Source organism: Moritella sp. Urea-trap-13 (genome assembly GCF_002836355.1).
Classification (GTDB): Bacteria; Pseudomonadota; Gammaproteobacteria; order Enterobacterales; family Moritellaceae; genus Moritella.
The window spans coordinates 334,027-349,933 of the sequence record NZ_PJCA01000001.1; the positions used below are offsets into that span (position 1 = coordinate 334,027).

Genomic DNA, 15,907 nt, shown 5'->3' on the forward strand with positions numbered 1-15,907 from the left:
ATAATAGTAACATGCAGTCTTATCAATCGACTTTCAGCCTACAAGCCAAATTAATCCAATGACATCACCGTACATTATCTTAAAACTATTATTTCCAAGTATCAGAAATATCCGTTTGGTCTACCTCAAATAACTCGCGTTTATATTTAACCTTCGCAGCTTCTAGGTAGTTAATATAAATATTGAGTCCTTGCTGATAGTAAATTAGACCTTGCTCTGCAGTAGCAGGTAACAACAACATCTTAATTAATGCCGCGTGACAATGCTGTAACGTGCCATTTAATAACTCAACCAAAAACGCATGTTTGGTATTAAGTTGGCTATTTAATAGCTTAAATTGCTGATGAAGTTGCTCTAATGCATCATAACGGCTGAGAACCGGAGATTTAATAATCACGATCATTTCATCGACAAAATCAGCAAATATATCTTGTTCTAAGATAGCGCTATACTGCTGGGCTAATACCTGCGTATCCGCAGAGTAATGTGCCAGCATACGATTAACAAATTCCGCTTTATCAAATACCTCATCGGTCAATTCAACATCGGCTTGATAAGTCGGTATGGCATTTTTAATCTTGATACCATTACCTAAGTTATAACATTTAACATCCGGATAAAAATCGAGTAACTCTCCCATGCCTTTGGCTGACATTTGGAAGATCATTGTCGTTTCCACTTCGTCAACGTGATTACCAGGGGACAGAAAACCTGACAAGGCTTTCTTATCAAATAACAATTTATCTTCACCTGACTGATTGTAATAAATACTTTTTTTACTGTGATGCGCTTCACCAGAAAAACCCAGATCAACACCAAACAAATAAATATTTTTAAAACCCATGCGGGTGAAATAAGATAACGCTAGATTAGACACGGTCGGGTTAGCAAAAATCAATTGGGTTACATTATCGCTGTCACAACCCAACTCTGCATTGAGAATGATTTCAGTTGAAGGCTCTTGTAATTTTAACCCCATCAAGCTGCGATCAAATAAATTGAGCACATCAGGGGTCACCGTGTTTAAGGTTAATAATGGGATTGATTTTAAATAGGCATCATCATCAACTGACTTAAGGACTGTATAAGTAACCTTAGTACGCTCCATCTCTAGATGGAAGTCGGGGGTAATACCATATTGTTGTAAGGCTCGGATCGTCGTCCCGCCGCTAACAAGTAATACCTTATCTCGGTTTTCTCGAATATAGTCAATGTGTTCATCCAGAGACGGACCATTACCTAATATAAATACCGAGCGGGTTTCGCATTCAGGTAGTGGTTCGACTTTCGCGAGTAAAGGCACGTGATTGTTTAAGGTATGGTACTGATGGGCCAACGCCATTAAGCTATCATCAAAGAAACCTAAACCGAACGCAACATGAAAATTTTGTTGATTGAATTTTTCTAACGCTCGATTTGTTTGCTCAGTCTGATAATGCTGATAGCAAAAACTAAAAGTCGAATCATAACGACCTTTAGTCATTAATTCATAGGAAATATCCTGAAAGAATACATCTTCATCGGCACCGAGACAGAGATGTAAACTACTGCCGCTATCATCCAAACGTTGCAGAATATCAGCCCAATCGAGGGTAAATAAACTGGCATAGAAGAAGTCATTCTCCGGTTCATAGATGTATAACCGTTTAACGCTGTGTTTACTGAGCATTTCAGGTAAGAAGTAACCTAAACCTAAACCAAAGCACACCATCAAATTAACAGCTTCAGGTAGCACAAACTCTGCTTTATGTTTTTGGTTAATGCCCTGTAACGCACGAATAAATTGGTTGAGATATTTGACATGAATGAAATCACAAACACTATCGATCTCTTCGGCAAAATCAATACGCGCAAGCTGTGGGTTAACGCGGTACTGTTCAAAATCAATCAAGCTATCACGAAAATAATTTTCACCTAATACCAAATTATCATCGACATCCACGAGGTGCAGTACTTCAGCTATCTTTGCTAATTCAAATTTAACCGGCTGATAATTAACAAACGACTGATAGATATCAGGGATATACTGCTTAAAAGCTTGCATATTGGCATGGTACAAAGCCATCGGATCTACGCTAGGTTGTGTTCTAGCATTGATGTCATCAATAGCATGCGCTAAGCTTACCTGCTTTTTTAGTTGCTGTTGCTGTGACTCTAATGTGGCTATTTTCGCGGTAATATCGTGATTTAAATGGTCCATAATAACAACCTAAAATTGTTTAATAGTAAGATAGCGATTAATTGATTTAGCACTGCGCTTATTGATAATTTGCTGGGATTCAAGGGCTGACTTTGTGTTTTTTAGCGCTGCTATTTGCGTTTGATCAGCAGCCATTAACTGGATTAGAAAAGTACGTGTACTAGGGGATTGAGCTGGATTTTCTAGTTTAACTAATTGCTCAATTAAAATCTGACGTTGGATTAATAGCTGATCACATTCAGTCAACTGTTCTGCTATAACCGCCTGCTTTGCTTGGCCAGAGAGTGACGATATCTGTGCCATTAATTCAACGTCAGTTAGATTCATCATTAAGCACCGCTAGCTTGCTTTCGAGCCGCTTCAGCTTTTTCTTTTTCTGCTTGAGGAATGTTTATCCATGCATCTTTAATCGGTGTTACTAAGGTGGTGATTTCATCTAATGGTTCTACTGACTGCTCTAATGACGCATCATTTAAACGCAATTGTATATAACGGTATAGCGCATCAAAGTTTTCGCCAATCTCAGGATGGACCTTGTGGTTGATACCATCGATTAAACCCGAGGTAATATTGATTGATTTGTTAATTGCTTTCGCTCTAGCTTCAATATCTTTACGTAAAATGCAGCCTTTTGCTACAGCTACAGAATCCAACAACCCCTGTAACAACATAAAAATCACTTGGTGGTTATCAGCGCTAGCAATACCACTTTCTCGGCTTACTTGCTGATAACGTCTTATATTAGCTCTCATGCTTTTTTACCTAACTATTAATTTATTTAAATACCAAAGAATAATATGCTTAACCTAATACATTGCGAATGTAATCACCGGTGGCATTATAACGTGTTACCGTATTATCTAAGGCGGTATATTTTTTGCGTAATGTATCTTCAAATGAGGCAATGTGACGATCTAATTTAGCTCGATCATCGCCAATGTCGCGTAAATTTTCACTAAGCATGTTTTCTTGCTGAGAGATCATGCCCTTATTGCCCAAATTGTTTGCCAACACGCGATTCACTTGTGCCGCAATACCATTGTTCCCTGCAAAAAGTTTGCCAAGATCATCCAATGAGTTATTTACTGCCTCATTTAAACGTTGATCACCAGACTTAGAACCACCCATACCAAATGGATTAACAGCTAACATGCCACCCTCTTCTAATGAGATACCTGCACCGTATAAGGTATTGAGGCGCTTGTTAGCATCATCAACAACACCGCCGGTAATACTCTGTAGTTGTTGCTTGATACTTCTGGCACTTGAATCAAACTTCAAAATACCGGTCTCAGGGTGGGTCAATTCATTGATACTACCCATCAAGGTATTATAACCATCGACAAAGCCATAAATGAGGTCTTGTACAGCAGCATGATCTGTCGACGTTGAAAAATTGGCAGGCTCGTTCAGTTTAGTCAAACTATTGGCAGTGATCGTAACGCCAGATACCGCATGATTAAAGATATTCGTATCTTTGGTTATGGTGTTTCCATCAACCGTAATAATCGCATCGGTAGCAGACTGACCTTTCATTCCGGATGAAACAATATTCAAACTTGAATCAGAAGTGAATACCGTTAAATCATTGGCTTTACCGCTTTTATCTGAGGTATAAACCATTTTAGCGCCTAGGTCAGAACTAATTACATTGGCACTAATACCGTAATTGTCAGGTGCATCATTAATCTTTTTTTGAATCTGTTGTAAGGTATCAGTAACATTTACATCAACTTGGAAAGTATCTTTACCGGCATCAAAATATAACATGCCCTGTCCCGGTTTTGTTTCTCGATCGGGTAAAAAATCAGATTCTAATCGCGCGCCCTGTGCAAGCTGCATAACTTCAACATCAAATGCACCTTTTGGTACCACACCTTTAGTTTGAATAGTAATAGGCAAAGCGGCGCTATCACCAACTCCACCGGCCGTTGTTTGCTCAACATCACGACCTTGATAACTAATATTGGTTTTACTTTGATAAAAAGAGTCCAGATTACCCAACTTACCTGTAATTGCCTTAAAATCGGCCAAACCCGCTTTTAAAGTACCAACACCAGATAACTCTGTTGTAAGGTTGGTTTCTTTTTTATTTAAGCGTGATTCTTTTGGCGTTTTTTCAGCAGTCACAAATGTTGAAATGATCGTTTCTAGATCTAATCCAGAACCTGAACCTGCCATCGTAATACCGGCCATGCGTATCCTTAATTTCCATCAATAGTAATGTGATAGGCAATAAATTGCCTATCACATTAAACATCCGACTATCCTATCACGCTATATTAATCAAACCATCTCATCAAATAAGAAACCTGAACTAGCCGATATATTGTCCTGAAACTTTTCAATGTTAGTTGCCATCTTTAATACAGCTTCTGACGGCAGTTCTTTAAGTATTTCTCCACTCTCGGGATCAACAACTTTAACAACCAGACGGCCAGTGTCACCATGAACACTAAAGTTTAGCTTTTTATTATTAACATCAAAATGCGTTTGCAGCGTATCCTTTGCCTGATGCAAATTTTGTTCCAAATCTATATTATTGGCAAATTCTGGTTCAGATAATGGATTTTGTTCAGGTAAAGGTTTATCAACAGGTGAAATTAAAACGGCAGGATTGGTAATGACAGGTTCTTTTGTCACTACAGGGTCAGGATAGACACCAATGATCTTATTACCCACATTGTTATCAATGGACATAGTAACCCCCAAAGACTAAAATGCCCCGCAAGGTGCGGGGCAACAATAAACCGAAACGATTACAGTAGTGATAACGCTACTTGTGATGTTTGGTTAGCTTGGCTTAGCATAGAACTTGCCGCTTGTTGTTGCACTTGAGTTTGAGCCATTTTAGCTGATTCAGCCGCAAAATCGGTGTCAACAATTCGAGATTTAGATGCCGATACATTTTCTGAAATATTAGAAATGTTACGGATTGTTGATGAGAAACGGTTTTGTTTCGCACCAAGATCAGCACGCGTACCCGTTACCGATTGAATTGCTGTATCAAGTAGATCAATTGACGCCTGCGCACCTGCTGCAGTTGAAATGTTAGCAGCAGCACTACCCACACCTAATGTCGTTGAATCCATACCTGAAGTCATTTTCAATGCAATAACTTGGTTCGAATCAGCACCAACTTGGATTTCTTCATCATATGAACCATCAAGCAGTTTCTTACCACCGAATGTTGTATCTGTTGATACACGCGTAATTTCAGTTTGTAATTCATTGAACTCTGATTGCAATGCATTACGGTCAGCGTCACTATTCGAACCATTGGCAGATTGAATTGAAAGTACACGCATACGTTGTAGCATATTCGTTGTTTCGTCTAATGCACCTTCGGCTGTTTGCGCGAGTGAAATACCGTCATTTGCATTTCGTGATGCTTGGTTTAAACCACCCACTTGAGCTTCTAAACGAGAACCAATTTGTAAACCAGCAGCATCATCAGCAGCGCTATTGATACGTTTACCAGATGATAAACGTTGGAAAGAGGTTTGTAGATCATTGGTAGCGTTGCTCAAATTACGTTGTGAATTTAAAGATGCTACATTAGTGTTTACATAAACAGCCATATTCGTCTCCTAAAAGAAATCCTGTAAAGGACTGCTGTGTATGTAAAATACAGCCCTTATTCATAATCGGTTATTTGTATTGTCATAAAAGTTATCGACACTAAAAATACATCCTTTAGGGTTATTTTTATTTTTTTCAGTTTTTTTTCAACATAACCCAGGAAATAAAAGCATAACCGTTAACTTTCAATTGGTTATAAGAAATGTTTATTTTTGACGCGTAAGCTATATTACTGATTAGCATAGGGTATAGAGAAATAAAGTGAGATTAAAGCAAAGCAAGCTTGCATTAAGAAGGCCACGATTAATTAACCAGAATAATGAAATACTGAGTAAGCAAGCAGTGCTAAAAAAGAAGGGATGCTATTTTGGCCCGCTTGAGCCAAAATAATGATGTGGTTAACCTTGTAGTAATGTCATCGCTACTTGCGATTGCTGATTTGCTTGACTAAGCATCGTACTTGCAGCTTGTTGTGATACTTGATTTTGCGCCAGTTTAGCGGATTCCACAGCAAAATCTGCGTCCATTATACGCGATTTAGACGTAGATACATTTTCTGAAATGTTAGCTAAATTACGGATTGTTGATGAAAAACGGTTTTGCTTGGCACCAAGATCACCTCGTGTTTCAGTGACTTTCGCAATAGCTTCATCTAAACTATCAATCGCTGTTTGCGCATTAACTTCTGTTAAAATATCTGATGTTGCAGTACCAACACCTAAGCCTAATGCATCCATATTGGTGGTGATTTTAACATTGATAATTTGATTCGCATCCGAACCAATTTGAAAGTCTCGATTAAAACTCGCATCAAGTAAATTTAATCCGCCAAACGTTGTATCATCCGCAATCCGGTTCATCTCTTGTTGCATCTGACTGTATTCTCTATTAAGTACAGCACGATCTGCATCATTGTTTGAACCATTACCCGATTGAATTGATAATACCCGCATACGTTGCAACATATTGGTTGTTTCGTCGAGTGCACCTTCAGCTGTTTGCGCTAATGAAATACCGTCATTAGCATTACGTGAAGCTTGATTCAAGCCGTTTATCTGAGACTCTAAACGAGAACCGATCTGTAGTCCTGCGGCATCATCGGCAGCAGAGTTAATACGTTTACCAGACGATAGTCGCTCAAATGATGTTTGCAACGCATTTGTAGAGGTCGTCAAATTACGCTGTGAATTTAATGATGCTACATTTGTATTTACATATAAGGCCACTGTATCTTCCTCTCTGCTTATTTTAAGTTAAAAATTCATATATTGTTTTTAATGCAATAAATAAGCCAAGAGATAAGACTACGATAATAGATGTAAGCCGTTGTTTTAAAATAAATAAAACATTTATCACAATAAGGTATAAATCCCGATTTCGATTTATATTAACCAAGCCAAAAATTTGCCGCTAATTTGCCGGATCATTACTCATGCAAAATAATGCTCAATTACTGAGAGTGCTAGAGGGAAAAGTAATAAATGCCAACAGAAGTAGTGGTAAAGAGAAAGTAAACGAAGAAGACGTGGTTAAAAAAGGGAGATAAAAAATACTTTTACCTATACGCTTAGGCAGAACTAAAGCGATAAGGACATAGGTAAAAGCAATACATTAGGCAGCCCCCAAAGGGGGCAGAGGGGCCCACCCTCTTAGCCTAATAATGACATCGCAACTTGAGATTGCTGATTTGCTTGACTTAGCATTGTACTTGCTGCTTGCTGTGATACTTGATTTTGCGCTAGTTGCGCAGATTCAGCAGCAAAATCAGCATCCATAATACGTGATTTAGATGCAGATACGTTTTCAGCAATGTTCGATAAATTACGGATTGTTGATGAGAAACGATTTTGTTTCGCACCCAAGTCACCTCGTACATCAGTAACTGACGCAATAGCAGTATCTAAAGAGTCGATTGCTGTTTGAGCACCTGCCGCAGTTAGAATGTTAGACGCTGCAGTACCAACACCTAAACCAAGTGAATTCATGTTCGTCGTAATTTTAACTGTGATGGTTTGATTAGAATCAGCACCAACTTGAAAATTATTATTAAACGTTGAATCAAGTAACGTCTCGCCACCAAACGTTGTGTCTTTTGCTACACGGTCGATTTCATTTTGTAGCTGACCAAATTCTTTATTTAACGCGGAGCGATCTTCAGTACTGTTTGAACCATTGGCAGACTGAATTGAAAGGACACGCATACGTTGTAACATATTCGTTGTTTCGTCTAATGCACCTTCAGCAGTTTGTGCCATTGAGATGCCATCATTGGCATTTCGAGCACCTTGATTGAGACCGTTAACTTGTGCTTCTAAACGAGAACCAATTTGTAAGCCAGCCGCATCATCTGCTGCTGAGTTAATACGTTTACCTGAAGATAAACGTTCAAATGATGTTTGTAGCTCATTCGTTGAGTTCGATAAATTACGTTGTGAATTTAAAGATGCAACGTTAGTATTTACATATATAGCCATTTGTATTCCCTCTGTATTTAACTTTATTAAGCAATTACATAATGAATATGTAGTGCTGATTAAATGTTAGTTAGTTCATTAACTAGTTAATAATATAAGAGCAAGTTGTGTGCCAATTACGATATTGAATTAAATAAACTTAAGTTATTGATCTTATTAAACGATTTATAACTCATTTCTAAAATGCTTTGCTCTTTAGTTAGGTCAGTCATTGCCGCGGCAAGATCTGTCTCGGTAAGAATTGCCATTGCCTCTTGATTAATGATCTTAAAAGACGCGTTTGATTCAGTCACTCGCTCAATAGTGTTATTACGACCACCGATCGTCGATATTGTTGAGACTACTGAATATTGTGCGTTCTCAATACCGACTTGCGCATCTGCCATACGCTCGCGAAAATCGACTTTTTCTAATGAAGCGTCTGATAATGCAGCCTTTAATGACTCTAACGTATTAAGAATATTGGTATTAACACTTGGCATTAACGATATATCAACACTACCCGGTGACGCACCTTGCGCCGAAATATTGACGCCATTAAAGCGAACGCCTTGCTCTGAAGAAAAACGGCCACTCTGCAGTACGTTATTTAAATTATCTTTGATCTCATAGGTATCGTTATCACCGGGAATTAACGGTGCCATGAGATTTAATTTGAAGGTATTATTTACCGGATTGTTATGATCATAATTGTGAGTATGAAAATTATCATATTCACCTTGATCAACAACTTCGCTTTTCGCAGAGGTAATAAGCCCAGTCAGGTTACTCGTGCTCGCGGTTAACCGCGCAGGGGATGATTCAAAGACTCGTCGACCATTATCGCCACTACCAATATAAACACTGGTTGCGATTTGAATATCATTGTCTTGCTCGTTACCACGATAAGTATATAGACCCGTTTGGTCATCCTTAACATACGGTTGTAATTGCGAAGACGTTCCAGAAAAAATATAATCACCATTGGCATTTTTAGTGTTTACCAAACTAAATACTTCTTTTTGCACTTGCCCTATTTCTAACGAAATTGCATTTCGGTCTTGTTCACCAACCGCACCATTTAATGCTCTAACAGAAAGCACACGCCCACGTTCCATCGCGGTGTGTAAGTTATCAAGAGTCGTCTCTTCCAAACCTAATGTACTTTTCAACATCGAGCTATTCGTTTGGTATTGGGTATTTTTTTTGATTTCATCATTCAAGTAATTCGATTTCGCTATTTCCGCGGGAGCATCACCCGAGGTACGAAATTTTTCTTGTGATGTCACTTGTGCATGTGCCGAATTTAGCCGTTTTTGTGTTTGCGACATATCTTGCATCGAGCGCGAAAATATTTGATTATTGGTTAATCTCATGTTTGTTACCTCGCCGCGTTCAGAATTGTGTCAAATATTTTTTGAGAAATACTCACCACTTGCGCAGAGGCGTTATAAGCTTGCTCATAACGAATCATATTGGCGGCTTCTTCATCAAGATTGACACCTGATACACTCTCAATCCAATTCTGGCTTTGTATTAGTTTAGCTTCATTCGCAGCTGTATTAACCCGTGCTGCACGAGTGGCATTACCAACCGTTGAAATTAAAGTAGAAATACCTTCGGCAAACGTCATCTGATTCTCACCGTTATTCTTATGGTTTTTCCGTAATTTATCGTCGTTCTCTAAGCCCGCAAGTTTTAAGCCGTTACTGTTATCCGCTATCGAATTTCGGTTAAAAGCCAAAGTAAAGGTTTCGCCGGGATTTGGTTTTCCATCCATTTTAATTTCATAGCCGACACCTGGATTTAACGGAGGAATAGCATTAGCAAATAAATCTTGGCCACTTAGCGCGCCAGAACTTGTCGCCATGTAAGCGCCATTACCATCATAAATGTCAAAGTCACCGCTATTGTTAACAGTTACTTGCTGTGGCGCGGTCATATTCAAATCATTATTAGCAAAGGACAACGTAGGATCAGATATTTGTGTAACAGCAAGTCGGCTCAACGTTGTGTTGTTAGCGCCCGTGGTACTTTGTAATACTGAGGCAAAAGCAAGATCTTCTGGTTGCGTATTAGTGATGTCATAATCATTAAGATTAAATAATGTCGGACTAATTAAAAATTTATCGCCACTTTGAAAACCACCCGCTGCGGCAGTAAAATCAATTTCAAAACCATGTTCAGCCACTTCGACAGGTCCCGGATAACTACCGTTAACCGTTAATGGATTCGTGCTACGTTCGCCGTTTTTTATTTCATAAACATCAAATGTGAGCGGACTTGTCATCGACACTTGATATTGACTTGTTGTCAACGAACTGCCTTTACCTGAAATGATTTGAGAATTGATGATATGAGCAGCATTAGAGTTAGCCGCATAATTTTTTGCTTGGGTTGGTGGAATGGTATATATATTTTTACCAATCTCACCGTTTAGATCTAAACCCATTTTATTTTGTGTATTAACCGCATCAGCAACACCAAGACTTAACTGGCCAATCTCACGCAGTGATGTATAAATAGTGTCATCACGAAACTCTATTAATGCGCCAACACGTCCACCTAAATCAACATCTTGCAAATTCAAGATATTGCTATCAATTTTTAATTCCAACTCCACGTTGCTTGGATCGGGGTCATTTCCGACAGCCTGAAATTGGCTCACACTATTTTGCATGACTAATGGTTGGCCATTAAGTAAGTTAATTGAGATCCCTTTGTTATCATTTACAATCGTTGATATATCAAGTTCCTTTGCTAACTTCTCGATTGCAACATCACGCTGATCAAGTAACGTACCGGGTGCGCCTTTAGGGGTGTGCTCAGCTATAATGACTTGTTTATTAAAACCGTGTACTTCTTGAATTAATGAATTTAACAGGGCTGGTTTTTCTGCTATTTCACTGTTTGCTGTTTTGGCTTGGTTACTTAGTTGCTTGCCAACGTTACGAAAACTTATTGATAGAGTTTGCGCATCAGTGATTGCTAATTGACGGTTTGATATTGACGTTGGATCATCATTCGCGGTATGAAAGGATTCAAATAATTGCGAAACACCTGTACCCATGTTGTTTGATTTATCAGATAAGATTTGATCGGTACGCGTAATTTCATCCAGAAATTTTTCCTGATTACTGAACGCACTGGTATCAATTAATAACTCAGCTTGCGCAAACTTATTAATTTCTCGGCCAGTAACAGAACGAGCAAGCCCCATATTATCGGTTTGCGAATGATGCTGAGTGCGCTGACGGCTATACCCATCGGTATTAACATTCGAGATGTTATTACCTGTGGTATTAAGCGTTTGCTGGTGACCTAAAACACCAGACGTGCCGATTTGTAATAAACTAGTCATCAGATTACGACTCCAACCATCAGAAAATCACTCCAAAATAAGATTTTTTTCACTTATTCTTTATTTATAGTTTGCTACTAACCCACTAAACAAGGTTATTTAAATGCATCATGTTTCATCACATTCTGAATTTTCGCTGCGTAGTTAGGATCTGTTGCATAACCCGCTTGCTGTAAACCATTCAAGAACTGTGCCGAATCTGCAGAATTACTTAATGCATCACTATAACGGTCACCGGATTGCAAGAAGTTAGCAAAATCATTAAAGCTAGATTGGAAGTCTTCGTAGCTTCTAAACTGATGCTTTTCACGCTTGGCGACACCGTCAGTAAACTCTAAGGTATCGACACTGGCTGTTGGGCCTTCCCAGCGTTTATCTGCTTTAATGTTAAACAAGTTATGCGAGCTATCGCCTTTGTTATCTGTGGATACTTTCTTACCCCAGCCAGTTTCTAACGCCGCTTGCGCAAGTAATACATCAGGAGAGACATTCAAGCGTTTCCCTACTGAGTCAGCAAAAGGCGCTAATGAGGCGATAAATTCTTCGGGGCTATTAAACTGCATTTTTGGGGCTGCCGGAGCTAACGCTGGATCGGTTTTTGCACTGCCAGCCGCTGCACTACCAACTGCGTCAACAGCAGGGATAGCTGCGCTATCTAAATCTTCCGCTAATGCTTTGTCTGTAGCAGTGCCAGCCTTAGCTGGTTGCAGGTTCTGCAATGGGTTGCTATCGCCTTTTAATGACGATGCTGGCATATAATTGCCGCCATCATTGGATAGCTGTTTAACAATGACATCCGCTAGACCTAAACTGCCTGTTTGGCTCATATCTGCAGCCATCTGCTTATCTTGCATGTCACGATAAAACTGCGTGTAGTTATTATTCATCGGGCTGTCGGTCTCGAAGGCGGCATTGGCTTCACGCATACTTTTCATCAACATATTGGTAAACAAAGATTCAAATTGCTTTGCTACTTCTTTCAATGCCGTTTCATCATTGCCTTGCGCACGTTTACGCAAAGAATCCAGATTATGCGTATCTAAGACGTTACTGCTCACATTTGATTTAAATGAATTATCCATACCCAGCCCGTTATTATTTTCGACAATATTATTTTTTGATAGTCAGTTATTCGTGTTATAAATTAATAAGCTAATATTACTGCCATTTATTTGTCATATCTCAAAACAAATAAAATCAACAACTTAAGATTAAAAGAACTGATTAACGCTAATCGTTATATATAACAAAGCAATTCTTAGACCAACTAATACTTTAATAAAAAATAGCTACAAAAAAAGCGCTAAACCACATCACGGGTTATAGCGCTTTCAAATAATTGAGCATTGAAGTGAACCGAGCTGAACTAGCTTAGCGGTATTAAATAATAATCAGCTGGCCATCTAGTGCACCCGCATCTTTCAGCGCTTCTAAAATTGACATTAAATCACCCGGCGCAATACCTACCTGATTGACGGCGCGGATCAAATCATCGAGTGTCGCCCCCGCATCCAGCTTAAACATACGCGCATCTTCCTGCGTGACATTAATAGTTGATTTGTTGGTGACGACCGTTTCACCGTTGGCAAACGCATTAGGCTGTGAGACCTCTTGGGTTTCATTGATGGTTACGGTCAAGCCACCGTGAGTTATCGCAGCGGGTTTAAGTTGGACATTTTGGCCAATAACGATAGTACCGGTACGTGAATTAACGATAATTTTTGCAGATTCATCTGCCATTTTTAATTCTAGGTTTTCTAATGTTGCCAAATAAGCGACACGTTGAGAAATATCACGCGGTGCCAGCACACGTACTGATGTCGCATCCATCGGGTAGGCAGTATTAGGTCCAACGAGGTTATTAATCGAATCTGCTAAGCGTTTGGCGTTAGAGAAGTCACCGCGATGTAAGTTGAATGTCAGATAATCACCATCACCAAACGGGGTTGGGACTTCTTTCTCTACAATCGCGCCACTACTAATACGACCAACAGTTGGTGTATTAATGATAACTTTAGAACCATCTCGGCCTTCAACACCAAGGCCACCAACAACCAAGCTGCCTTGTGCTAATGCATACACTTGACCGTCAGCACCTTTCAGAAAGGTTTGCAGTAGTAAACCGCCACGTAAGCTCTTAGCCTCACCAATAGCAGCAACGGTCACATCGATGGTTTGACCAGGTTTCGTAAATGCAGGTAACACCGCGCTAACCGCAACCGGTGCCACATTTTTAATTTTTACCTTGCCACCTTCTGGCATAGTAATACCAAAATTATTCAACATGGTTTTAAAACTTTGTTCAGAAAAAGCGTTACTCTTTTCACCCGTTCCCGGCAAACCTACAACAAGACCGTAACCAATTAATTGGTTATCTCGGACTCCTTGTACAGAGCTAATATCTTTAATACGTGCCGCATGTGCAGAATTAATAGTGAGCACAAAAAAGCTTAACAAAGCAATGCTCATGCCCAATAATAGGTTTTGCGGTAATTTAATACGATGCGATAGCTTGATCTGAGTTGATAATTTCATCTAGATAACCTGTGTTATAAAAATTGTCATTATTTTGGTTGGTAATGCTTCACTGCCAAAATTATGACAACCGCTAAATAATGTGCGTTATATAGCTAAAAGCAATTGTCATACCAAGATGTAATTTACACATAGGCTCCGGGTATTATCATACCCGGAGCCAGTTTCTGTTATGCCTTGTTAGAAAGGCCATTTACTGCCGTTAAGGAATTTGGTTGCCCAACCTTGTACCTGCGCTTCACCCAAGTCATCAACCGCACCATATTGAATACGCGCATTAGCGATCAACGATGAATCAACTCGGTTTTCGGCATCAACATCTTGAGGGCGTAACAACCCGGTAAGACGAATAAATTCATTACCATTGTTGAGCATTAGCCATTTTTCACCTCGAATAACTAAGTTATTATTTGGCAATACACGTATGACAGTGACGGAAATATTACCTTCTAGGCTGTTACTCTGATCGGCAGAACCATTACCCGCAAAAGAGCTACTTTGTTTTAATTTACCTTCAATTGTATAACCGCCGATAACGACATCTTCGCCACCAAGGCTGAGCGGGTCTAATTCAAATGAATTATCTTTACCGAGATTGGAACTGGCTTGTTTTTTAGCACTGGTAGACTCTGTTAACGTTACGGTAATAATGTCACCGACGCGACGTGCTTTAATGTCAGAAAAAATATTATTATTGTATTGCGGGTTAAACAACGACCCCGTTACTTTCGCTTGTACTGGATTATCATCAGGTACAATCGGTGCATAATCAGGTGAATCTTGCTGTGGGGTTTCATTCTCATCAGCAGGTTCTTTGGCATCTTCAGTTTTGGTGGCGTCTTCATTTCTAGCGACCACATTTTCTTTTACTTTAGTTAAAGATGTGCAACCTGCTAGCTGCATAAAAACAAACAGAGCAAAGATAAAATTACGCATGACAATTCTCGATCATAAGAGTTAACGGTTAGCAGTTAAATTAAAGCTGTTGATTGGTGTAACTTAACATTTCATCAACGGCAGATATCACTTTTGAATTCATTTCGTATACCCGCTGACTTTCAATCAGGTTGACTAATTCTTCAGTCACGTTGACATTCGATGTTTCAATCGCACCTTGCACTAGTTTACCTAGACCTTCATTACTTGGCAGACCTTGCACTGGGTCACCACTGGCACCGGTTTGAATATACATATTTTGTCCAATAGGCTGTAAACCACCCGGATTGACAAAATCGGAAATATTAATTTGACCAACTGTTTGGTTGTTGGTTTGACCCGGTAGACTTACCGAGATCTCACCATCTTCCGATACGGTCACAGTTTGTGCATCCGCTGGAATTTGGATCTGCGGTTGCAATGGGTAACCTGTACCCGGAGTCACAATAATACCTTCATCATTTAAGGTAAATTGACCATTACGGGTATATGACGTGGTCCCATCCGGCATTTCTATTTCGAAGAAACCACGGCCGCTGACCATTAAATCTAACGAGTTATCCGTGGTTAACATATTACCTTGCGAATGGTCTTTCTGCGTTGCCACAACACGTGCACCTGAACCAATCATCAAACCTGAAGGTAACTTGGTATTTTGTGTGGATTGACCGCCTGGTTGATTAACCGCTTGATACAGTAAATCTTCAAAAATTGCGCGTTCTTTCTTAAAACCAACGGTACTGGCATTGGCCAAGTTATTGGAAATGGTAGAGATATTTGTTTGCTGTGCTTCTAAGCCGGTTTTACTTATCCATAATGCAGGATTCATAACGCTTTCCT

At 39.4% G+C, this 15,907-nt stretch carries 14 protein-coding genes; all 14 read right to left on the reverse strand.

Going from position 1 to position 15,907, the window contains the following annotated elements:
* Positions 1-88: 88 nt before the first annotated feature.
* A complete protein-coding gene (locus tag CXF93_RS01500; RefSeq protein ID WP_101060540.1) occupies positions 89-2,200 on the reverse strand; it encodes a 6-hydroxymethylpterin diphosphokinase MptE-like protein in 2,112 nt (703 codons plus the stop codon).
* 9 nt (positions 2,201-2,209) lie between these two features.
* A complete protein-coding gene (locus tag CXF93_RS01505; RefSeq protein WP_198551557.1) occupies positions 2,210-2,530 on the reverse strand; it encodes a hypothetical protein in 321 nt (106 codons plus the stop codon).
* On the reverse strand, positions 2,530-2,952 hold the full coding sequence (gene fliS, locus CXF93_RS01510; RefSeq protein ID WP_101060541.1) for a flagellar export chaperone FliS: 423 nt from the start codon (positions 2,950-2,952) through the stop codon (positions 2,530-2,532). Before fliS ends, CXF93_RS01505 begins: the two co-directional genes overlap by 1 nt.
* Before the next feature lie 49 nt (positions 2,953-3,001).
* Positions 3,002-4,396, reverse strand: a complete 1,395-nt coding sequence (gene fliD, locus CXF93_RS01515) for a flagellar filament capping protein FliD (protein ID WP_101060542.1) — start codon at positions 4,394-4,396, stop codon at positions 3,002-3,004.
* A 90-nt stretch (positions 4,397-4,486) separates the two neighbouring features.
* A complete protein-coding gene (locus tag CXF93_RS01520; RefSeq protein ID WP_101060543.1) occupies positions 4,487-4,900 on the reverse strand; it encodes a flagellar protein FlaG in 414 nt (137 codons plus the stop codon).
* 59 nt (positions 4,901-4,959) lie between these two features.
* Positions 4,960-5,781: a flagellin gene (locus tag CXF93_RS01525; protein WP_101060544.1), complete on the reverse strand. Its 822-nt coding sequence runs from the start codon at positions 5,779-5,781 to the stop codon at positions 4,960-4,962.
* A gap of 399 nt (positions 5,782-6,180) precedes the next feature.
* On the reverse strand, positions 6,181-7,008 hold the full coding sequence (locus tag CXF93_RS01530; protein WP_101060545.1) for a flagellin: 828 nt from the start codon (positions 7,006-7,008) through the stop codon (positions 6,181-6,183).
* Positions 7,009-7,431: 423 nt separating this feature from the next.
* Entirely contained in the window at positions 7,432-8,256 is an 825-nt protein-coding gene (locus CXF93_RS01535) for a flagellin (protein ID WP_101060546.1), read from the reverse strand.
* A 116-nt stretch (positions 8,257-8,372) separates the two neighbouring features.
* Positions 8,373-9,611 carry a flagellar hook-associated protein FlgL gene (flgL, locus tag CXF93_RS01540; protein ID WP_101060547.1) on the reverse strand — a complete coding sequence of 413 codons (1,239 nt, stop codon included), beginning with the start codon at positions 9,609-9,611 and terminating at the stop codon, positions 8,373-8,375.
* Between the two features lie 5 nt (positions 9,612-9,616).
* Complete coding sequence (locus CXF93_RS01545) at positions 9,617-11,596, reverse strand: flagellar basal body rod C-terminal domain-containing protein (RefSeq protein ID WP_101060548.1); 1,980 nt, start codon at positions 11,594-11,596, stop codon at positions 9,617-9,619.
* 95 nt (positions 11,597-11,691) lie between these two features.
* Positions 11,692-12,678: a flagellar assembly peptidoglycan hydrolase FlgJ gene (gene flgJ, locus CXF93_RS01550; RefSeq protein ID WP_101060549.1), complete on the reverse strand. Its 987-nt coding sequence runs from the start codon at positions 12,676-12,678 to the stop codon at positions 11,692-11,694.
* 298 nt (positions 12,679-12,976) lie between these two features.
* The gene (locus CXF93_RS01555) at positions 12,977-14,131 is read right to left on the reverse strand and encodes a flagellar basal body P-ring protein FlgI (protein ID WP_101060550.1); all 1,155 of its coding nucleotides are present in this window, start codon (positions 14,129-14,131) and stop codon (positions 12,977-12,979) included.
* Between the two features lie 180 nt (positions 14,132-14,311).
* Positions 14,312-15,067 carry a flagellar basal body L-ring protein FlgH gene (locus CXF93_RS01560; RefSeq protein ID WP_101060551.1) on the reverse strand — a complete coding sequence of 252 codons (756 nt, stop codon included), beginning with the start codon at positions 15,065-15,067 and terminating at the stop codon, positions 14,312-14,314.
* 40 nt (positions 15,068-15,107) lie between these two features.
* On the reverse strand, positions 15,108-15,896 hold the full coding sequence (gene flgG / locus CXF93_RS01565) for a flagellar basal-body rod protein FlgG (RefSeq protein ID WP_017220300.1): 789 nt from the start codon (positions 15,894-15,896) through the stop codon (positions 15,108-15,110).
* Positions 15,897-15,907 lie beyond the last annotated feature (11 nt).

Bases quoted from the DNA above. Each gene is read 5' to 3' on its own strand.
- CXF93_RS01500 (WP_101060540.1), bottom strand. From the start codon at position 2,200: ATGGACCATTTAAATCACGATATTACCGCGAAAATAGCCACATTAGAG.
- CXF93_RS01505 (WP_198551557.1), bottom strand. From the start codon at position 2,530: ATGATGAATCTAACTGACGTTGAATTAATGGCACAGATATCGTCACTC.
- fliS (WP_101060541.1), bottom strand. From the start codon at position 2,952: ATGAGAGCTAATATAAGACGTTATCAGCAAGTAAGCCGAGAAAGTGGT.
- fliD (WP_101060542.1), bottom strand. From the start codon at position 4,396: ATGGCCGGTATTACGATGGCAGGTTCAGGTTCTGGATTAGATCTAGAA.
- CXF93_RS01520 (WP_101060543.1), bottom strand. From the start codon at position 4,900: ATGTCCATTGATAACAATGTGGGTAATAAGATCATTGGTGTCTATCCT.
- CXF93_RS01525 (WP_101060544.1), bottom strand. From the start codon at position 5,781: ATGGCTGTTTATGTAAACACTAATGTAGCATCTTTAAATTCACAACGT.
- CXF93_RS01535 (WP_101060546.1), bottom strand. From the start codon at position 8,256: ATGGCTATATATGTAAATACTAACGTTGCATCTTTAAATTCACAACGT.
- flgL (WP_101060547.1), bottom strand. From the start codon at position 9,611: ATGAGATTAACCAATAATCAAATATTTTCGCGCTCGATGCAAGATATG.
- CXF93_RS01545 (WP_101060548.1), bottom strand. From the start codon at position 11,596: ATGACTAGTTTATTACAAATCGGCACGTCTGGTGTTTTAGGTCACCAG.
- flgJ (WP_101060549.1), bottom strand. From the start codon at position 12,678: ATGGATAATTCATTTAAATCAAATGTGAGCAGTAACGTCTTAGATACG.
- CXF93_RS01555 (WP_101060550.1), bottom strand. From the start codon at position 14,131: ATGAAATTATCAACTCAGATCAAGCTATCGCATCGTATTAAATTACCG.
- CXF93_RS01560 (WP_101060551.1), bottom strand. From the start codon at position 15,067: ATGCGTAATTTTATCTTTGCTCTGTTTGTTTTTATGCAGCTAGCAGGT.
- flgG (WP_017220300.1), bottom strand. From the start codon at position 15,896: ATGAATCCTGCATTATGGATAAGTAAAACCGGCTTAGAAGCACAGCAA.